Origin of the sequence: Streptomyces eurythermus (genome assembly GCF_014649115.1) — a bacterium.
Classification (GTDB): domain Bacteria; phylum Actinomycetota; class Actinomycetes; order Streptomycetales; family Streptomycetaceae; genus Streptomyces; species Streptomyces eurythermus.
On record NZ_BMSK01000010.1, the window covers coordinates 118,173 to 137,313 of the forward strand.

The 19,141-nt window shown below is 72.9% G+C and carries 16 protein-coding genes; 12 read left to right on the forward strand and 4 right to left on the reverse strand.

Annotated elements, in window-relative coordinates; translation table 11 throughout:
- The first annotated feature begins 43 nt into the window (after positions 1–43).
- The 5 genes from IE251_RS42130 to IE251_RS20345 all read left to right on the forward strand — a co-directional run bounded on the left by IE251_RS42130 (position 44) and on the right by IE251_RS20345 (position 4,032).
- On the forward strand, positions 44–127 hold the full coding sequence (locus tag IE251_RS42130; RefSeq protein ID WP_350968097.1) for a putative leader peptide: 84 nt from the start codon (positions 44–46) through the stop codon (positions 125–127).
- Positions 128–258: 131 nt separating this feature from the next.
- Positions 259–1,149: an ABC transporter permease gene (locus IE251_RS20330; protein WP_189754417.1), complete on the forward strand. Its 891-nt coding sequence runs from the start codon at positions 259–261 to the stop codon at positions 1,147–1,149.
- Positions 1,122–1,859, forward strand: a complete 738-nt coding sequence (locus tag IE251_RS20335) for an ABC transporter ATP-binding protein (RefSeq protein WP_189754418.1) — start codon at positions 1,122–1,124, stop codon at positions 1,857–1,859. Before IE251_RS20330 ends, IE251_RS20335 begins: the two co-directional genes overlap by 28 nt.
- Before the next feature lie 33 nt (positions 1,860–1,892).
- Positions 1,893–2,900, forward strand: coding sequence for an ABC transporter substrate-binding protein (locus IE251_RS20340; RefSeq protein WP_189754419.1), 1,008 nt, complete (start codon positions 1,893–1,895; stop codon positions 2,898–2,900).
- A gap of 55 nt (positions 2,901–2,955) precedes the next feature.
- Positions 2,956–4,032 (forward strand): NAD(P)-binding domain-containing protein, encoded by a 1,077-nt coding sequence (locus IE251_RS20345; protein ID WP_189754420.1) that lies wholly within the window; start codon positions 2,956–2,958, stop codon positions 4,030–4,032.
- An 11-nt stretch (positions 4,033–4,043) separates the two neighbouring features.
- Here IE251_RS20345 and mltG read toward each other — a convergent pair whose 3' ends face one another.
- Both mltG and IE251_RS20355 read right to left on the reverse strand, forming a co-directional pair.
- Entirely contained in the window at positions 4,044–4,946 is a 903-nt protein-coding gene (gene mltG, locus IE251_RS20350) for an endolytic transglycosylase MltG (protein ID WP_189754421.1), read from the reverse strand.
- Positions 4,947–4,989: 43 nt separating this feature from the next.
- Positions 4,990–6,792 (reverse strand): ABC transporter ATP-binding protein, encoded by a 1,803-nt coding sequence (locus tag IE251_RS20355; protein ID WP_189754422.1) that lies wholly within the window; start codon positions 6,790–6,792, stop codon positions 4,990–4,992.
- Positions 6,793–6,906: 114 nt separating this feature from the next.
- Here IE251_RS20355 and IE251_RS20360 point away from each other — a divergent pair, with 114 nt between their 5' ends.
- Entirely contained in the window at positions 6,907–7,356 is a 450-nt protein-coding gene (locus tag IE251_RS20360) for a MarR family winged helix-turn-helix transcriptional regulator (RefSeq protein ID WP_189754423.1), read from the forward strand.
- Positions 7,357–7,466: 110 nt separating this feature from the next.
- Here IE251_RS20360 and IE251_RS20365 read toward each other — a convergent pair whose 3' ends face one another.
- Entirely contained in the window at positions 7,467–9,077 is a 1,611-nt protein-coding gene (locus IE251_RS20365; protein WP_307784865.1) for a peptide-N4-asparagine amidase, read from the reverse strand.
- A gap of 445 nt (positions 9,078–9,522) precedes the next feature.
- On the opposite strand from IE251_RS20365, the gene IE251_RS20370 reads away from it, so the two are divergent.
- The 6 genes from IE251_RS20370 to IE251_RS20395 all read left to right on the forward strand — a co-directional run bounded on the left by IE251_RS20370 (position 9,523) and on the right by IE251_RS20395 (position 18,174).
- Positions 9,523–10,851, forward strand: a complete 1,329-nt coding sequence (locus tag IE251_RS20370) for a M1 family metallopeptidase (RefSeq protein WP_189754606.1) — start codon at positions 9,523–9,525, stop codon at positions 10,849–10,851.
- Between the two features lie 293 nt (positions 10,852–11,144).
- Positions 11,145–13,160 (forward strand): N-acetylmuramoyl-L-alanine amidase, encoded by a 2,016-nt coding sequence (locus IE251_RS20375; protein ID WP_189754424.1) that lies wholly within the window; start codon positions 11,145–11,147, stop codon positions 13,158–13,160.
- Positions 13,161–13,354: 194 nt separating this feature from the next.
- The gene (locus IE251_RS20380) at positions 13,355–15,157 is read left to right on the forward strand and encodes an ABC transporter transmembrane domain-containing protein (protein WP_189754425.1); all 1,803 of its coding nucleotides are present in this window, start codon (positions 13,355–13,357) and stop codon (positions 15,155–15,157) included.
- Positions 15,154–16,935, forward strand: coding sequence for an ABC transporter ATP-binding protein (locus IE251_RS20385; RefSeq protein ID WP_189754426.1), 1,782 nt, complete (start codon positions 15,154–15,156; stop codon positions 16,933–16,935). The genes IE251_RS20380 and IE251_RS20385 overlap by 4 nt, the downstream gene beginning before the upstream one ends.
- 453 nt (positions 16,936–17,388) lie before the next feature.
- A complete protein-coding gene (locus IE251_RS20390) occupies positions 17,389–17,859 on the forward strand; it encodes a DUF5709 domain-containing protein (RefSeq protein ID WP_189754427.1) in 471 nt (156 codons plus the stop codon).
- Between the two features lie 51 nt (positions 17,860–17,910).
- Positions 17,911–18,174, forward strand: coding sequence for a type B 50S ribosomal protein L31 (locus tag IE251_RS20395; protein ID WP_189754428.1), 264 nt, complete (start codon positions 17,911–17,913; stop codon positions 18,172–18,174).
- A 161-nt stretch (positions 18,175–18,335) separates the two neighbouring features.
- On the opposite strand, the gene IE251_RS20400 is transcribed toward IE251_RS20395, so the two are convergent.
- Complete coding sequence (locus tag IE251_RS20400; RefSeq protein WP_189754429.1) at positions 18,336–19,130, reverse strand: metal-dependent hydrolase; 795 nt, start codon at positions 19,128–19,130, stop codon at positions 18,336–18,338.
- Positions 19,131–19,141 lie beyond the last annotated feature (11 nt).

Below are 19,141 nucleotides of genomic sequence, written 5' to 3' on the forward strand. Positions count from 1 at the left end.
ACGCCGTTGACCTGTGCACGTCCACCTGGCTAGGTTCGGCGGCATGTCGCGTTCAGCCCTGCTCACCACGCGCGGTCACATCGACCTGCTGCGGGTGGCCTCCGCCGCGTGTCGCACCGGCCGCTGACGCCTTTCCCCTCTCCTGACTCCTCCGCCCGGACTCCGGGCCGCCCGCGTCTGCCCGTACGCACACCTTGACCGCTCACCGGCTTGAGCACGGCGTTGCGGCGCGGAGCCATCCCTCTCCCTGGAGCGTTCATGAGCATCAGCCACGCCCCACCCAACCCTCCCTCAACCGATATTTCGGGTATCTCCGGACCTGGGCACCCTGACAAAGACGCGTTCCCCGGCCTCCAGCCCGTCGTTCCCGTCTCGGCCCGCCGCGCCCGGGTCCCCCGCTGGCTGCGCCGCACCAGCGGCCCGCTCCTGCTGCTGGCCCTGTGGCAACTCCTCAGCGTCACCGGGGTCCTGGCCCCGGACGTGCTCGCCTCGCCGGGCCGGATCGCGCGGGTCGGCTGGGACCTGGTGAGCGATGGTTCGCTGCCGTCGGCCATGGCGACCTCGCTCCGGCGTGTCGCGCTGGGTCTGCTGTTCGGCACGGTGACCGGCACCGGACTCGCCCTGTTCGCGGGGCTGTTCCGGATCGGCGAGGACCTGGTGGACGCGCCGGTGCAGATGCTGCGGACGGTGCCGTTCGTCGGTCTCATCCCGCTGTTCATCATCTGGTTCGGCATCGGCGAGGCCCCGAAGACCGCGATCATCACCCTCGGTGTCACCTTCCCGCTCTACCTCAACGTGTACGCGGGCATCCGCGGTGTCGACACCCAACTCATCGAGGCCGGAGAGTCGTTGGGGCTCTCCCGGTGGGGTCTGGTACGGCATGTGGTGCTTCCGGGCGCGCTGCCCGGGGCGCTGACCGGACTGCGTTACTCGCTCGGCATCGCCTGGCTCGCGCTCGTCTTCGCCGAGCAGGTCAACGCCGACGCCGGCATCGGCTTCCTGATGGTGCAGGCGCGGGACTTCCTGCGGACCGACGTGATCGTGGTCTGCCTGATCGTCTACGCCTTCCTCGGTCTGCTCGCCGACTTCATCGTCCGCTCCCTCGAAAGGCTGCTGCTGCAATGGCGACCGACGTTCACCGGACGGTGACCGGACCCGCGGTCCACGTCGAGGGGCTGACCCGCTCCTTCGACGGCCGCGCGGTCATCGACGGCCTGCGACTCGACATCGCGCCCGGCGAGTTCGTCGCCCTGCTCGGCCGCAGCGGCTGCGGCAAGTCGACCCTGCTGCGCATCCTCGCGGGCCTGGACCGGGACATCGAGGGCACCGCGCTGGTCCCGCGCCGGCGGGCCGTCGCCTTCCAGGCGCCCCGGCTCATGCCCTGGAAGAAGGTGTGGCGCAACGTTCTGCTCGGGCTGCCCGGCAGGCCCGAACGGACGGTGGCGGAACGGGCGTTGGACGAGGTCGGTCTCGGTCACCGTGTCGACGCCTGGCCGAAGACCCTCTCCGGCGGCGAGGCCCAGCGCGCCTCCCTCGCCCGCGCCCTGGTGCGCGAACCCGATCTGCTGCTGCTCGACGAGCCGTTCGGCGCGCTCGACGCGCTCACCCGGCTCCGGGCCCAGCGCCTGGTCGGGGAGGTCTGGCAGCGCCGGGGCTGCGCGGTGCTGCTGGTCACGCACGACGTCGAGGAGGCCGTACTGCTCGCCGACCGCGTCCTGGTCATGGACCACGGCCGGATCGCCCACGAGGAGGCCATCGACCTCGACCGGCCGCGTGAGATCACCGATCCCCGGTTCGCCGCGCTCCGCGCCCGGCTGCTCGGACTGCTCGGCGTCGACACCGCCGCCGAAACCGCCTGACCCCCGCACTCCCTCGCACCGAACGGAACCGTCATGCGACGACGACTCGTCCCCGCCGCGCTGCTCCTGCCCCTCGCCCTTCTGCTCACCGCCTGCGGCGGCAGCTCGTCCGCGAGCACCGACACCGACGGAACGGGCCCGGTCACGCTCGACGTCGGCGACCAGAAGGGGGGTTCGGAGGCCATCCTGCGCGCCGCCGGAGAGCTCGAGAACCTGCACTACAAGATCAAGTGGTCGACCTTCACCTCCGGCCCGCCGCTGCTGGAGGCCGTCAACGCCCGGGCCGTCGACATCGGTGGTGTCGGCAACACCCCGCCCGTCTTCGCGGCCGGCGCCGGATCGAAGATCACCGTCGTGGCGGCCTGGCACGGCACGTCCAAGGGCGACACCATCCTGGTGCCGAACGGCTCGGAGCTGACCGGTACCCGGCAGCTGAAGGGCAGGTCCGTCGCCGTCGCCCAGGGCTCGTCCGCCCACTATCAGCTGGTCGCCTCGCTCGAGAAGGCAGGGCTGAGCCTGTCCGACGTCAAGGTGAAGTACCTCCAGCCGGCCGACGCGCTCGCCGCGTTCACCTCCGGCAAGGTCGACGCCTGGGCGGTCTGGGACCCGTACACCTCACAGATCCTCCAGGCCGGGCGGGGCCGGGTGCTCACCACCGGCGACGGCGTGACCAACGGCCTCACCTTCCAGGTCGCCTCGCCCGCCGCGCTGAAGGACCCGGAGAAGGCCGCCGCCGTCAAGGACTATCTGGCGCGGCTGCGGCGGGCCACGAACTGGGTGTACGACCACCAGGAGGAGTGGGCCAAGGTGTGGGCGAAAGACACCGGTCTGCCGTACGAGGTGGCTCTGGCGTCCGTGCGGCGCACGAACTCCACCCGCGTGGCGGTCGCCGTCGACAATCCGCTGGTCGCCTCCGAGCAGCGGATCGCCGACGCCTTCGCCGAGCTGCGGCTCATCCCGCACAAGGTCGACTTCGCCGGCTTCGTGGACCGGCGGTACAACGGCGGCCTGCCGCCGTCGACGACTCCGGCGAAGGGCTGAGGACGACGCGGGGCCGCCGGGAAGATCCGTGTGCCGGTTCGTGTTGGGGACAGGCGTGAACGCAGCACGCGAGGTCGAGGCCGTCGTCATCGGCGCGGGTCAGGCAGGCCTGTCCGCCGCCTATCACCTGCGGCGGACCGGTTTCGAGCCGGACCGCGACTTCGTGGTCCTCGACCACTCCCCCGGGCCGGGCGGCGCCTGGCAGTTCCGGTGGCCCTCGCTGACCTTCGGCAAGGTGCACGGGATGCACGCGCTGCCCGGCATGGAGCTGACGGACGCCGACCCGGCGCGGCCCTCGTCCGAGGTGGTCCGGGAATATTTCGACCGCTATGAGCGCGCCTTCGGCCTGCGGGTGCGGCGTCCCGTGGACGTCCGCGCGGTGCGCGAGGGCAGCGGGGGGCGACTGCTCGTCGAGACGCCGGACGGCACCTGGGCGGCGCGGGCGCTGATCAACGCGACCGGCACCTGGGACCGGCCGTTCTGGCCGCGCTACCCCGGCCAGGAGTCCTTCCGGGGGCGGCAGTTGCACACCGCGCAGTACACCGGCCCCGAGGAGTTCGCCGGCCGGCGGGTCGTGGTGGTGGGCGGTGGCGCCTCGGGCACCCAGCATCTGCTGGAGCTCGCCCCGTACGCCGCCACGACCACGTGGGTCACCCGGCGGCCCCCGGTCTTCCGCGAGGGGCCGTTCGACGAGGGCGCGGGCCGTGCGGCCGTCGCGCTGGTGGAGGAGCGGGTGCGCCAGGGGCTGCCGCCGCGCAGTGTGGTCTCGGTCACCGGGCTGCCCCTGAACGACGCGATCCGGCAGGGGCTGGCGGACGGTGTCCTGGACCGGCAGCCGATGTTCGACCGGGTCGTCCCGGACGGTGTGGAGTGGCGGGACGGCCGCAAGGTGGCGGCCGACGTGATCCTGTGGGCGACCGGCTTCCGCGCCGCGCTCGACCATCTCGCGCCGCTCGGGCTGCGCGAGCCGGGCGGCGGCATCCGGCTGGAGGGCACCCGCGCGGTCGCCGATCCGCGGGTCCATCTCCTGGGCTACGGCCCCTCCGCCAGCACCATCGGGGCCAACCGGGCCGGGCGCGCGGCCGTCCGGGACATCCGGCGGCTGCTCGCCGGGGAGCCCCTCGCCGCGTGACGTCCCGCCGCTCAGCCGCCCGAGGGCTGCGCGGGGACCGGGGAGGACGAGGACCAGGGCACGCCGCCGTCCGGCTGGGCCGGTGCCGCGCTCTGGTGGACGGCGTGGAACTCGGCCACGTTCCGCAGGTGCTCGTCGTAGTCGGCGGTGAAGCGGGTGTCCCCGGGCCGGACCGTGACGCAGTACAGCCAGTCGCCCGGCGTGGGGTTCAGGGCCGCGCGCATCGCGTCCGCGCCGGGGTTGTCGATCGGGGTCGGGGGCAGGCCCATGCGCTGGTAGGAGTTGTACGGGCTCTGCACCTGCCCGCTGCCCTGGCCGGCCTGGGCGGGGTCGTGTTCGAGCGCGTAGCTGACGGTCGAGTCCATCTGCAGCGGCATTCCGCGGGCCAGCCGGTTGAGGATGACCCGGGCGATCTTGCCCATGTCCGCCTTGGTGTCGGCCTCGGCCTGGACGATGCTGGCGACGGTGACGGCCTGGTGGAGGTTCATCGCGTTCCGCTGTGCCCCGGCCGTGACCGGGGCGAGGCCGTACTTGTCGTTGGCGGTGTCGACCATGGTGCGCAGCAGCGACTCGGGGGTGGCTCCTTCCGGGATCGGATATGTCGCCGGGAAGAGATAGCCCTCCGGGTTGCCCTGGGCCTCGCCCGGCAGTTTCAGCGCCGCCTTGCCGAGCGACTTGCGGGTGCTGCCCGGCGGCAGCCGCAGCGCCTTGTCGACCGCGTCGTACACCTGGCTCGCGCGCCAGCCCTCCGGGATGACCAGGGAGGCGGACCCGGCCTCGTCGCGGTCGCCCGCGAGCAGCAGCAGCGGCACCGCCACGGCGGTGCCGGCCGCGACGGCGCCGGCCACGAGCGTGACGAGTCTTCCCCGGCGTGTCAGTCGGAGCGTGTTCCGTGGCGGAGTGTTCGTCTGCATGCGGGCACGGTAATACGCATATCGTCATAAACCTGGCATATGTTCAGTCTGTCGGTCGCAGTTGCGCATCGCGGCGCACCAGGGCCGCGTACCGCCCGTCCCGCTCCAGGAGTTCCTCGTGCGTGCCGCGTTCGGCGACGCGCCCGGAGTCCAGCACCACGATCTGGTCGGCGTCGCGCACGGTGGACAGCCGGTGGGCGATGGTGAGGGTGGTGCGGTCGGCCGAGAGCGCGTCGATGGCCTGCTGGACGGCGGCTTCGGTGCGGGTGTCGAGCGCGCTGGTCGCCTCGTCCAGGATGAGGACCGGCGGGTCGCGCAGGATGGTGCGGGCTATGGCCAGACGCTGCTTCTCGCCGCCGGAGAAGCGGTGGCCGCGTTCGCCCACGATCGTGTCGTAGCCGTCAGGCAGCGCGGTGATGTGGTCGTGGATCTGCGCCGCCCTGGCCGCCGCGTGCAACTCCTCGTCGGTGGCGTCCGGCTTGGCGAAGCGCAGGTTGTCGGCGACCGAGGCGTGGAAGAGGTACGTCTCCTGGGAGACGACGCCGACCGCGCGGGCGAGGGTGTCGAAGTCGAGGTCGCGGACGTCCACTCCGTCCAGGGTGACCCGGCCGCCGGTGACGTCGTACAGGCGGGGCACGAGATAGCCGAGCGTGGACTTCCCGGCACCGGTCGGGCCGACGACGGCGAGGCTGCCGCCGGCCGGCACGGTGATGTCGATACCGTCGAGGACGGGGCCGCCCTTGTCGTCATAGCGGAACTCGACGTTCTCGAAGCGGACTTCGCCCTTGACCGTGTCGAGGCGGACCGGCCGCTCGCGCTCGGTGATGTCCACCGGCAGGTCCAGGTACTCGAAGATGCGCTGGAAGAGCGCCAGGGAGGTCTGGATCTGGACGCCGGTCGCCAGCAGGCTCACGGCCGGGCGGAACAGGCCCTGCTGGAGGGAGACGAAGGCGACGATGGTGCCGAGGGAGACGTCGGGCCCGCCGAACCGGAGGGCGAGGCCGGCGGTCCAGTAGATGACGGCGGGCATCGCGGCCATGACGATCGTGATCACGGCCATGCGCCAGCGCCCGGCCATGTTCGATCTGACCTCCAGGTCGACCAGGCGCTCGGACTCGGTGGCGAAGGACGCGGTCAGCGAGTCGGAGCGGCCCATGGTGCGGCCGAGCAGGATGCCGCTGACCGAGAGCGACTCGGTGACCGTGGCCGCCATCGCGGCCATCTGTCTCTGCCGCTGGGTGGTGATCTTCTTGCGTTCGTTGCCGACGCGGCGGCTGATCCAGACGAACGCCGGCAGCAGGACGAGCGAGACGATCGTCAGCCGCCAGTCCAGGGCGACCATGGCGACGACCGTGGCGACCACGCTGGTGACGTTGGAGACCAGGGAGGTGGCGGTGGAGGTGACGGTGGCCTGCATACCGCCGATGTCGTTGGCGATGCGGGACTGCACCTCACCGGTGCGGGTGCGGGTGAAGAAGGCGAGCGACATGCGCTGGAGCCGGCCGTAGACCGCCGTGCGCAGATCGTGCATGACCCGCTGGCCGACGGTGGTCGAGATCAGCGTCTGGAGCACGCCGAAGACGCCGGCCAGGACGGCGCTGAGGATCATGCCGAGCGCGAGCAGGCTCAGCAGACCCGTACGGCCCTCGGGGATGGCGACGTCGAGCGTCTCCCGCAGCAGGAACGGCGTGGCCACCGAGACCAGCGAGGAGGCGCCGACCAGCAGCCCGACGACGGCGAGGCGCCCGCGGTAGGGACGGAAGAGCCGCAGGATGCGGCGCACCTGCCGGGGCTGCTCGCCGGCGTCGGCAGGTGGGGTCCAGGAGGGTTCGTGGTCGGGGTGCATGGGCTCCTACGGAGGTGAACGAGGGGGCGGCCCGGGACGGCCGACGATGCATGACTGATCGTAGCTCATTGTTACCTATATTCACAATGAACGGCGTCCTGATATTGTTCCCGCATGACCACCCCCGATCCCGACGGCCTGCTCGCCGAGCAGTTGCTACGGCTCACCCGCCGGGTGCACCGCATCCAGAAACGTCATCTGGAACGGCGCGACCTGGGCGTCACCCCGGCCCAGTCCCGGCTGCTGCGCACCCTCGCGCACTATCCCTCACCGCCGCGCATGGCCGACCTGGCCGAGCGGCTGGAGGTCGTGCCGCGCGCGGTGACGACGCTGGTCGACGGGCTGGAGGCGGGCGGCAAGGTCCGGCGGGTGCCGGACCCGGCGAACCGGCGCGTGACCCGCATCGAGCTGACCGAAGAAGGCCGCGCGACCCTGCTGGAACTGCGCGGCGCCCGCCGCTCGGCGGCCGAGGAGATACTGGCGCCGCTGACGGAGAAGGAGCGCCAGGTGCTCGGCGTACTGCTGGACACGCTGATCGACGGGGAGGCCGCGCCGCGCTGCTGAGCGGCCGTCTCCCTGGGAAAGGGCCCCCGGCCCGTGGTTGTTGTCCGGACGGCCGGTGCGGCCTGCCTCGGAGCGGGGGCCCTTGTGTCCGCGACGGCGGCCCGCCGGGCTCAGCAGCGGTCGCGGTCCTCCGTCAGCACTCCCTGGACCGTGGTCAGGGAGCGGTCGTAGCAGCCCGCCGAACCGAGGAGGCGGTAGCGCTCGGTCGATGTGCCCACCGCGTGCCGCTGGTCGCGCGGGACGTTCAGGGTGTACGCGGCGTCGCCGCTGTAGGTGTCGTCCAGCCGCGACCACGCGGTGCGCCGGCCGCCCTCGCGCGTCACCGCCGACGCCCGGTCGCCGACCGTGAGCACGGTGCGCAGCCGGTCGTCCGGGCCGAGGGTGACGGTGCCGTTCATGGTGTACGTCCGGTGGGTGCGCGTCGTGCGCGCCGGGCCGTGTCCGGCGCGCACGACCGACTCGTCGTCGCTCCAGGAGGCGTCGAGTCCGTCCGTGTTCTCGCCCTCGGTCCAACGGTGGACGGAGGTGTGGGCGAGCGTCCGGGTGACGGTGGTGGTCACCCGTCCGTGAGAGGTGTCCAGGTAGCCGGAGACGGTGAGCCGGTGCCCCGCCTCGGTGTCCACCCGGTGCTCCCGGCCGGGCGTGTGGACCGAGGAGTTGACGAGGTCGGTGGCGGTGTCCTCGGTGAGCGCGCCGGGCACGCGGGCCCGGTGCGGGTCCTGCCAGACCAGGACGTTCACCGGTGTGCTCCAGCCGGGCTGCCCCGTCGGCACCCCGGCGACGGACACCTCCACGCGGTGCGGGCGGCCGTCGTTGAGCAGGCCGGCGAAGGGCGTGAGGTCGTACTCGACAGGGTGCACGTCGAAGGCACGCGGGGCCGGGACGACGTACCAGAGGAAGGGGTTGGACCAGCCGCCCGTCCACACGTGCGGGTACGGCGCCGCGATGCCGGCGAGCCGCCCGTCGACGCTGATCCGCACCTCCCGGTACGGCCCGTGGTCGGCCTTGCAGGAGTACGGCGCCGGGTCGGCGACGGTCAGGTACCAGAACTCCTCGCAGCCGCCGCCCGAACCGGTCGCGTACACCTCGGCGACGATCCGTTCGCTGTTGCGCGGGGTGGTGAGCGTCGTACCGGCGGGCGTGTCGGCGAGGGTGAGGACCCGGTCGGGCGCGGGGGCCGCGGGACGGCCCGCGTAGAAGGTGAGGCTGACGTGTACGTCGATGACACCGGTGTAGGTGTCGTCCACGACGTTGCCGATCAGCATCTCGACGTCCCGGGCGGCGCGGAGGGTCTCGCTGTAGCGGGTGACGTCCTTCTCGACGTGCCACTCGATGCCGTCGGGCGAGGGTTCCGGGGTGGAGGTGCGCAGGAACTCGACCCCGCCGACCCGCAGATAACCGAGCCGGTCGTACTGACGGCCCTTCACCTTGCCGTCGAGGCGCAGCACGACCTTGCTCCAGCGGTCGCCGCAGCCCTCGGGGGGCGCGTAGGTGCCGCGGTAGGGCGTGAAGTCACGGAACCGCGCGTCGGCGAGGGTGACCTGGCAGGAGCGGGTGTGCGGCCGGCCGACGGGCGGGGCCGCGGTCACCGGGTCGTGCCAGTCGGTGCCGAACTCGGCGGGTACGTCCACCGCGCGGGCGGTCGGCGCACCCGGGCCGAGGAGGGCGCTCGCCAGAAGGGTCGCCCCGGCGAGCATGGACATGACTAACTTTCGTCTCATGGCCCGTGTTCTACGGGCAGACGGCCCGCCCCGCAATGACGCCTCGAGGGATCGGCGCGATACGGAGGGCCGTCCGGGACACCGCACAGGCACCCAGAAAAGTGACAATCAGTTATATAAGCGCATGGTACTGGCATAGTGCGGGCATGGACATCACGACCGTCGGCGGCCCTGCCGCCGGGCGCCCGGCCGCGAGCCCCGCTCCCCGTACCGCCGAGGGACACCCACGGTGAAAGCGCCGGTCACAGACCCGTCGGGACACCACCGCCGGGCCGGCCGCACGCTCGCCGGAGCCGTCGTACTCGCCCTCGCCCTCACGGGCGTCGCCGTCGCCACCGTCACCGCTCCGTTCGCCGGTCCGGGCCCGCGCCCCGCCCCCGGCGCCCCGGCCACCGCCACCGGTCCGGTCCCGTCGCCCGGCGCCCCGGGCATCGGCGACCCGCTCATGCCGCTGGCCGGCAACGGCGGCTACACCGTCCGCCGTTACACGCTCGACTTCGACTGGCGCGCGCCGCGCACGCCCTTCGAGGCCGGCGCCACCGTCAGCGCCACCGCCACCCAGGCCCTGTCCCGCTTCGACCTGGACTTCGCGGGCAACACGCTGCACCGCGTGACCGTCGACGGGGCACCGGCCACCGCCGAGCGCCACGGTGACGAACTCGTCGTCACCCCCGCCAAGCCGATCCCCCGCGGCCGCGCCTTCACCGTCCACGTCGCCTACACCGCCGACCCGACGCAAGCACGCCACCGCGACGACGCCATCCAGGACTACGGCTGGGTGCCCACGTCCGACGGGACCGTGGTCTGCGCTCAGCCCGACGGCGCCAGGATGATCTTCCCGGCCAACGACCACCCGAGCCTGCGGGCGCCCATCACCTTCCGCGTGACGACCCCGCCCGGTGTGAGCGCGGTGGCCAACGGCCGCCTCGTCGGCACCGAACGGCACCCCGACGGCCGCACCCGGTGGACATACGACTCCGAACAGCCGATCGCGGCGCAGCTGGTCCAGCTGGCGATCGGGAGGTTCACGTTCGTCGACAGCGAGGGGCCGCGCGGGCTGCCCGTCCGGGACGTGGTGCCGGACGGCCTGGTCGCGGACACCGAGGAGTACCGCTCGCTCACCCCGGACCACCTGGCCTGGCTGGAACAGCGGCTCGGCCCCTACCCGTTCCGCCGCTACGGCGTGCTGGTCGGGGACACCGACCTGCCGGTGGCGCTGGAGACCCAGTCGCTCGCCGTCGTGCCCCGGGACGACCTGCTGGGCGACCGGGTCGACGCCGAACGCAACCTCGTGCACGAACTGACCCACCATTGGACGGGCGACAGCGTCGCCATCCGGCGCTGGTCCGACCTGTGGCTGAGCGAGGGTCACGCCCGTTACTACGAACGGCTCTACTCCGACGAGCACGGCGGGGCCGCTCTGGAATCCGTGATGCGGGCGGCGTACGAGCAGCACGACCAGTGGCGGCACGACGAGGGAGCACCCGCCGAACCCACCGACGCCACCCTGTTCAAGGTGATGCGGTACGACGGCTCGGCGCTGGTGCTGTTCGCGCTGCGGGAAGAGGTCGGCGAGGAGACCTTCGGCCGGATCGAGCGGGCCTGGGTGACCGCCTACCGGGGCCGGGCGGCCGGCACCCGGGACTTCATCGCGCTCGCCTCCCGGGTCGCGGGCGAGGACCTCGGCCCGTTCCTGCGCCCGTGGCTGTACGGCGCGCACACCCCGCCGATGCCGGGGCACCCCGACTGGCAGGTGGACCCGGTGGAGGACTGAGCGTCCGGGTCACCGGGCGTCCGGGCCGGGACCGGACGGCATGTCATGTTTGGTTGCCCCGGGCAGCGGAGTCACTGCCGCCGACCGGGTGGCCTCTGCGGGAGAGCTGGTCCACACCGGTGACGCTCGCCACGACACGGCGCTCGGGGCACGGAAACGTACGAGGGGTGGCGCGACGGGCAACTCCTTTGCCCTGGTTGCGAACGAGCGTGGTTGGGAGAGCCCCTGCAATGAGAAGAACTGTCGTTGCCCGCATCCCCGGTGCCGTCCGGAGATGCCGCCGTACAGCCTGTGTGATCGCGGGGGCGGCGCTGCTGCCACCGCTGCTGATCCTCCCGATGTCCGGCTGCGCCGATCCGTCCGACCGGCGGCTGCAGGACGCCTTCACGGACGCCGCGCGCGAGTTCCACGTGCCGCGCAGTGTCCTCATGAGCGTGTCCTACCTGCAGTCGCGCTGGGACTCCCACCCCGGCGCGCCCAGCGTCGCGGGCGGCTTCGGGCCGATGCACCTGCTGGACCCCGAGCTCGTCACGACGCCGGCCCCCTCCGCCGATCCGCGGGCGGCGGACGGCGTCCACGCCCAGCCCCGTGCCGCGGCTCCCGGACCGGCCGCCACGGGCGGCGCCGACACGTCGCCCGGCCACGCCGTGCAGCCCGCGGACCTGCCCCACGCGGCCCGGCTGATCCACGTCCCGGCCGAACAGCTGCGCAAGGACGCCGTCGCCAACGTACGCGGCGGCGCGGCGCTCCTGGCGGCCACACAGCGGCAGCTCGGCAAGCCCCTCAGCGCCGACCCCGGGGACTGGTGGGAGGCGGTGGCGCGCTTCCCGGGCACCCGTGACGTTTCGTCGGCCGCCGCCTACGCCGACGACGTCTTCGCCCTGATCCGCCGGGGCGCGCACCGCACCACCGCCGAGGGACAGGAGGTCACGCTCCCCGCCACCCCCCGCGTCCGGCCGCGCCAGCAGGCCCCCACCGCCCAGGGCCCGCAACGGCAGAAGGACGTCGAGTGCCCCGCGGAACTGGCCTGCGACTGGCTCGGCGCGCCGTACGAGGAGATCGACGACAGCGCGTACGGTAACCACGACCTGGCCGACCGCCCCAGGGACCAGCCGATCGAGTACATCGTCATCCACGACACCGAGGCGGAGCTGCCGAGCATGCTCCAGACGGTGCAGGACCCCACGGAGTCGTCGTGGCACTACTCGATCCGCTCCAGCGACGGCCACGTCACCCAGCACGTCAAGACCAAGGACGAGGCCTGGCACTCCGGCAGCCAGTTCGTGAACGCCCGCTCCATCGGCATCGAGCACGAGGGGTTCCTCACCCAGCCGGGAACCTGGTACACGGAGCGGATGTACCGGGCCTCGGCGCGCCTGGTGAAGTACCTGGCGAAGAAGTACGCCATCCCGCTGGACCGGCAGCACATCTTCGGCCACGACAATGTGCCGGCCCCGACCGCCGACAGCATTCCCGACATGCACGACGACCCCGGCCCCTTCTGGGACTGGCGCCACTACTTCGACCTCCTGGGCGCACCGCTGCGGGCCACGGCGGGACCGGACAGTGACATGGTGACCATCCTGCCCGACTACGCCACGCACAAGCCGGCGTTCACGGGCTGCGCCGGCAGTGGTTCACCGTGTCGGCCGCACGGCTCCAGCGCCGTCCGCCTGTACACCGAGCCGAGCGAGCGCGCCCCGCTGATCCAGGACCCGGGCCGCAAACCGGACGGCGACGACTCCACCGTGGACGTCAACGACCTGGGCTCGCGGGTCTCCGCCGGCCAGACCTTCGCCGTGGCCGACCGCAGCGGCGACTGGACGGCGATCTGGTTCCAGGGCAACAAGGCCTGGTTCAGGAACCCCCAGGACCGTCCGACCGCCGTCGGCGCGGCCGGGCGCATGGTCACCCCGAAGGAGGGCCTGGACGAGGTCCCGGTGTACGGGCGCGCCCTGCCGGAGGAGGAGGCGTACCCGGACGACGTGGACGAGCCGGACGAGTCGCCGCTCCCGTACAGCTTCGAGGCGGGCCAGCGGTATGTGACGCAGTCCGGTGTCGGCAGCTCCTACACCGCCAAGTCCTTCAGCGACACGCCCAACCCGGTGGTGTGGGGCCGGGAGAAGTACTACGAGATCCAGTTCGGTCACCGGCTCGCGTACGTACGGGCCAGCGACGTGGACGTGGTGTCCTCGTCCGCCACGTCGGGGCCGCCGGAGAGCCCTGCCGCCCGGGCCACCCCCTCCGGCCCGACAGCCCCTTCCGGCGCGTCGAAACCCGCCGGTTCCGGCGGTTCCGGCGGACGATGACCGCGCGGCGGCCGGGAAGCAGGGATCCCGGCTGCCGGACGGCGGTGCCATGGCCGGAACACCGCCGATTTCGCGGGCCGTCGGGAAAAACTGTTTGAAATTCACCACCGCATGACGTCAACCTTTCACGGCTTGTCGCCGCGCACCGCGGCGTTCCGCTCCTGCCCTGCCCTGACACGAGCCACTGGGACGTCATGCAGATCCAAGACCTTCCGTATCCCGATCCGGGCGTGCCCGACGCGCGCTCGGGTCCCCGATTCCTGTGGTGGCTCTGGCGCAATCAGCTGGGCGGACAGCTGAAGTCGCTCGCCTGGGGCCTGCTTCACTTCGTCTCCGTCTCCGCCCTGCCCTTCTGCGTCGGTCTCGCCGTGCAGGCGGCCGTCGACCGCTCCGGCACCCGGCTCGCCCTGACGGGCGGTCTGCTGGTGCTGTGCGGCACGGGGCTCGCCGTCGGCGACACCATGCTGCACCGCGCCGCCGTCACCAACTGGATCACCGCCGCCGCCCGCGTCCAGCAGCTGCTGGCGCGCAAGGCCGCCCACCTGGGCTCCGCCCTGACCCGGCGGGTGGCCGCCGGTGAGGTGGTGGCCGTGTCCACGGGTGACGTCGAGAAGATCGGCTGGTTCGTCGAGGCCGTCTCCCGCTTCACCGCCGCCGCCGTGACGGTGGTGATCGTCGCCGTCGCCCTGGTCGTGTACCAGCCCGCGCTCGGCGTGGTCGTCGCCGTGGGCCTGCCCGTCGTGGCGCTCGCGGTGCTGCCCCTGCTGCCCCGGGCGACCCGCCGCGCCGACGTCCAGCGCGAGAAGGCGGGCCGGGCCACCGAGCTGGCCTCGGACACGGTCGCGGGTCTGCGGGTGCTGCGCGGCATCGGCGGCGAGGAGCTGTTCCTGGACCGCTACCGCCGGGCCTCCCAGGAGGTACGGCACGCGGCCGTGCGCAGTGCCCGGATGTGGTCGCTGATCGCCGCCGTGGAAGTGCTGTTGCCCGGGCTGCTGCTGATCGCGGTCGTCTGGCGCGGCGTCGGCCTGGCCCGCGAGGGACGGATCGACGTCGGCGAACTCGTCACCGTCTACAGCGCGGTCATGATTCTCAGCTATCCGCTGCGGCACTTCAGCGAGATCGCCATGGCGTACTCCTTCTCCCGCCCGTCGGCCAAGCGCGCCGCGCGTGTGCTGTCACTGGAGCGGTCCACGGACACCGACGGCACCCGCGAGGCCGAGGTGCCGGGCGGCGACCTGTACGACCCGGTGACCGGTCTGCTCGCTCCCGCCGGCCGGTTCACCGCCGTGGTGTGCGGTGACCCGGACGCGGCGGGCCGGCTGGCCGAGCGGCTCGGCGGCCATCCCGCCGAGCCGGACCGTTCGGTCCTGCTGGGCGGGGTACCCCTGGACGACCTGCCCCTCGACAGCGCCCGCACCGCCGTCCTCGTCCAGGACAAGGACCCGGTGCTGCTGTCCGGCACGCTGCGCGATCTGCTGGACGTGCCCTCCTCCGGTGCCGTGCGGGCCGGGGACGCGCTGGCCGCGGCGCAGTGCGAGGACGTGCTGGACGCGCTGGTGCAGGGCTCGCTGGACGCCGCCGATCCGCTGGACGCCCGGATCACCGAGCGCGGCCGGTCCCTGTCCGGAGGCCAGCGCCAGCGGCTGGCGCTCGCCAGGTCACTGATCACCGATCCGGAGGTGCTGGTGCTGGACGAGCCGACCTCCGCGGTCGACTCGCACACCGAGGCCCGGATCGCGGACGGGCTGCGCCGACTGCGGTCGGGACGGACGACCGTGGTGTTCACCTCCTCGCCGCTGCTGCTCGACCGCGCGGACCGGGTCGCCCTGGTGCACGAGGGCCGGGTCGCGGCGGTCGGCCCGCACCGCGAGCTGATCGACGGCGAGCCCCGGTACCGGGCCGTGGTCACCCGGGAGACCGACGAGGAACTGGCCGCCGCCGACGGCATGCTGCTGGACGGGCTCCAGGAGCTGGAAGAGATCGAGGAGAGCGCATGATCGGCGTGGCACCGCCGGACCACGACCCGGCGGCCCCGACGACCGCCACCACCCTGCCCGTCGGCGCCGCCGCGACCGTGCGCGCCTACGTCACCGAGCTGTTCCGACGGCACCGCCGGGCCTTCCTGCTGCTCATCGCCGTCAACACGGTGGCCGTGATCGCTTCCATGGCGGGCCCGTACCTGCTCGGCGGGCTGGTCGAGCGGGTGTCGGACGAGGCCCGGGAACTCCACCTGGGGCTGACCGCCGGGCTGTTCGTGCTGGCGCTCACCGTGCAGGCCGTGTTCGTCCGGCAGGTACGGCTGCGGGGCGCGATGCTCGGCGAGCGCATGCTGGCCGACCTGCGCGAGGACTTCCTCGTCCGGTCCGTGGGGCTGCCGCCGGGCGTGCTGGAACGGGCGGGCACCGGCGACCTGCTCTCCCGTATCACCACCGACATCGACCGGCTGGCCAACGCCATGCGCGAGGCCGTACCGCAGCTGGCCATCGGTGTCGTGTGGGCCCTGTTGCTGCTCGGCGGGCTGGTGGTGACGGCGCCGCCGCTGGCCGCTGCCGTGCTGCTCGCCGTGCCCGTCCTGGTGATCGGCTGCCGCTGGTACTTCAAGCGGGCCCCGTCCGGCTACCGCTCGGAAGCCGCCGGGTACGCCGCCGTCGCCGCCGCGCTCGCCGAGACCGTGGACGCGGGCCACACCATCGAGGCGCACCGCCTCGGCGCCCGCCGCGTGGCCCTGTCCGAACAGCGGATTTCCCAGTGGGTCGCGTGGGAGAGGTACACGCTCTGGCTCCGCTCCGTGCTCTTCCCGGTCATCAACACCGTCCACCTCCTCGTGCTCGGCTCGGTCCTGATGATCGGCGGGGTGTTCGTGCTGCGGGGCTGGATAGGAGTGGGCCAGCTGACCACCGGCGCCCTCATCGCGCAGATGCTGGTCGACCCGGTCAACCTGATCCTGCGCTGGTACGACGAGGTGCAGGTCGCCCAGGTGTCGCTGGCCCGCCTGGTCGGTGTCCGGGACATCGAGCCGGACGCCGGGGACGCGGCGCTGGTCCCCGAGGGACGGGTGATGGACGCCGACCGGGTGCGCTTCGGCTACCGGGAAGGTGTCGACGTGCTGCGCGAGGTCTCCCTGCGGGTCGCTCCGGGCACCCGGATGGCCCTCGTCGGCCCGTCCGGTGCGGGCAAGTCCACCCTGGGCCGGCTGCTCGCCGGGATCTACGCGCCCCGGGACGGCCGGGTCACCCTGGGGGGCGCGGAGCTGTCCCGGATGCCCGCCGAGCGCGTCCGCGCGCAGGTCGCCCTGGTCAACCAGGAGCACCATGTCTTCGTGGGCTCCCTGCGCGACAACCTCCTGCTGGCCCGCACCGACGCCACGGACGCCGAGCTGTGGGCGGCCCTCGGCGCGGTCGACGCGGACGGCTGGGCGCGGGCCCTGGACGACGGCCTGGACACCGAGGTCGGCTCCGGCGGTCTCGCGCTGACCCCGGCACAGGCACAGCAGATCGCGCTGGCCCGGCTGGTGCTCGCCGATCCGCACACGCTGGTCCTGGACGAGGCGACCTCGCTGCTCGACCCTCGCGCGGCCCGCCATCTGGAACGCTCCCTGGCGCGGGTCCTCGACGGCCGCACCGTGGTGGCCATCGCCCACCGGCTGCACACCGCCCATGACGCCGACGTGATCGCCGTCGTCGAGAACGGCCGGATCAGCGAGCTGGGCAGCCACGAGGAGCTGGTCGCGGCGGAGGGTGCGTACGCGGCCCTCTGGCGCTCCTGGCACGGGTGAGGACCGGACGGGGGTGCGGGAGGGCACGCCCGCGGGGGACGGCCTCCTGGGAAAGGTGGCAGAGGCCGGCCGCCCGGGGGTGCGCGCGGGGGCGCCGGCCGTGATGACGGGGGTCGATCCGGCAAGGGCGCAGGCGCCTGACGCCATGGCCGCAGACGGCGCCCCTCCAGCTCCGGTCCGGAGCCCCGTGAGAGCGGGGCGGCGGGTCCCTCGGGTTGCCGCGCTCCGATGCCCGGTGGGCTCCGTCCGGACCCGTGGCGCGGCTGCGCGCTCGGCCCCGGGGCCGTGCCGTTGCGCGGTGCCGATCCGGGGTGGAAGGCTGGAAAGCGGCAGCGGCCCGGGGCGCGCCCGGGGACCAGCCGGTTCACGGCGTGGGACGCCCGTGCCGCGCGTGCCGACGGCTCGCCGTCCGCTGCGGCGGCATCCGGCCGTCCTCACCATCTGGAGGTAGTCGTGGACAACGCCGACGGTTGGGGGGATGACGTCTACCAGCCCGATCCCTCGGAGATCCGGGAGGACTCGGGGGTGCTCGACGTCGAGGACACCCTGGACTTCGACGGCGTCGCCGACCCCCTCGACCGCGGCTGGTCCCCTCCCGAGCGACCGTGGGCGGTGGAACACGTCGGTGTGACGGCGGCCGAACGCCAGGCGGGCGAGACCCTCGACCAGCGGCTCGCCGAGGAGCTGCCCGATCTCCCCGCGCCCGACGGTGACGGAATCGGGGACTGCGAGGGCACCGACGGGGAACCCCTCGACAATGAGGTCGGCAACTTCCGGTCCGGCCGGCTGGTGGCACCCGACGAGGGCGCGCACGAGGACGACGAGGCCGCGCTCGTCGCCACCGACGTCGGCATCGACGGGGCGGCCGCCTCCGCCGAGGAGGCCGCGGTGCACATCGTCGACGAGGACGCCCTCCCCGGCTGAGCCGGACAGTCCGGACGCCTCCGTCCCGACCCTCCGTCCCGAGGAGCCGCCATGCAGCAGGACAAGCACCCCGACTACCACCCCGTGGTCTTCCGCGACCGCGCCGCCGGGTACGCCTTTCTCACAAGGTCCACCGCACAGAGCGAACAGACCATCGAGTGGGACGACGGCCAGAGCTACCCGGTGATCGACGTGGAGATCTCCTCGGAGAGCCACCCCTTCTACACCGGCAAGGCGCGTACGGTCGACACCGAAGGCCGCATCGCCCGCTTCGAACGCCGGTACGGCACGGCGGACGCGGGCGAGTCGGACTGATCCGGCGCTCTCCGCCGGATCGCGGGCCACCGCCGGGGAACCGGCCCGTTCACGGCCCGGGCCGGAGGACGCCTGCGAACCTCCGCCTCGCCCTGCTGTCCCGGCCCGGGCGGGGCCTGCCCGATCCGTGCCCGGATCGCGAGCCGGTGCCGTCGGCTTGGTCAGATCACATTGAGGGCCGCGGCGCAGCCGACCCCGCCGAGCAGCATGAACGTCGGCATCAGCACCTTGAGCTCGATCCAGCTGCCCGCCCGGAACCGCATCGCCTTCGGCGGCCCCACCGGGTACCAGCGCTTGCGGCCCACCGGGATCGGCCACAGGATCGGGCAACCGGACACGGTCAGCGCGTCCCCGATGTCGTGCACCAGCGCACCGAGCACGACCGGCAGCCCCAGCCACAGGTACTCCTGCCCCGGCGCGGTGAACAGCCAGTCGGAACCATGGCCCGGCTTGTCCAGCACTCCGGCCAGGATCCACGCGCTGGTCGCCGCCAGCAGCCAGACCAGGACATCGCTGCTGGAGCCGCGTGCCGCCCGCCACAGCAGACCTTCGATCGCCAGCACCATGTGCACGAAGAGGATCGCCAGCACCCCCCAGCGGCCCCCGGTGATCGCGACGGCGGAGCAGCCCGCACCGATCAGGACGGCCCACACCCAGGTGTGCGTCAGCGTGCGGTGTCCGCCGGAGCGGCGCGGGTCGCCCTGCTTCCTGGTCGCCTTGTAGACCGTGTACGAGAGTTTGTCCACGATCTCGCAGATCCCACGGGACAGCGGCCCGAAGGCCCGCGAGATGGTGGCCGCCTTGTGGTCGAGGTCCGGGGCGAGCGCGGCGCCGGCGCAGATCAGGGCGCCGCAGAGGAGGACCGGCCAGGGCATGGGATGTCCGGCCGCCGCTGTGGCGGCTCCCACCCCCAGCCAGGCAGCGGCCCCCGACAGTGAGTGTGCTGGTCCCATCATGGCCGCTTCCC

Coding starts and splice junctions, on each gene's coding strand:
- IE251_RS42130 (WP_350968097.1), top strand. CDS start 44: ATGTCGCGTTCAGCCCTGCTCACCACGCGCGGTCACATCGACCTGCTG.
- IE251_RS20330 (WP_189754417.1), top strand. CDS start 259: ATGAGCATCAGCCACGCCCCACCCAACCCTCCCTCAACCGATATTTCG.
- IE251_RS20335 (WP_189754418.1), top strand. CDS start 1,122: ATGGCGACCGACGTTCACCGGACGGTGACCGGACCCGCGGTCCACGTC.
- IE251_RS20340 (WP_189754419.1), top strand. CDS start 1,893: ATGCGACGACGACTCGTCCCCGCCGCGCTGCTCCTGCCCCTCGCCCTT.
- mltG (WP_189754421.1), bottom strand. CDS start 4,946: ATGCAGACGAACACTCCGCCACGGAACACGCTCCGACTGACACGCCGG.
- IE251_RS20355 (WP_189754422.1), bottom strand. CDS start 6,792: ATGCACCCCGACCACGAACCCTCCTGGACCCCACCTGCCGACGCCGGC.
- IE251_RS20360 (WP_189754423.1), top strand. CDS start 6,907: ATGACCACCCCCGATCCCGACGGCCTGCTCGCCGAGCAGTTGCTACGG.
- IE251_RS20365 (WP_307784865.1), bottom strand. CDS start 9,077: ATGAGACGAAAGTTAGTCATGTCCATGCTCGCCGGGGCGACCCTTCTG.
- IE251_RS20370 (WP_189754606.1), top strand. CDS start 9,523: ATGCCGCTGGCCGGCAACGGCGGCTACACCGTCCGCCGTTACACGCTC.
- IE251_RS20380 (WP_189754425.1), top strand. CDS start 13,355: ATGCAGATCCAAGACCTTCCGTATCCCGATCCGGGCGTGCCCGACGCG.
- IE251_RS20385 (WP_189754426.1), top strand. CDS start 15,154: ATGATCGGCGTGGCACCGCCGGACCACGACCCGGCGGCCCCGACGACC.
- IE251_RS20395 (WP_189754428.1), top strand. CDS start 17,911: ATGCAGCAGGACAAGCACCCCGACTACCACCCCGTGGTCTTCCGCGAC.
- IE251_RS20400 (WP_189754429.1), bottom strand. CDS start 19,130: ATGATGGGACCAGCACACTCACTGTCGGGGGCCGCTGCCTGGCTGGGG.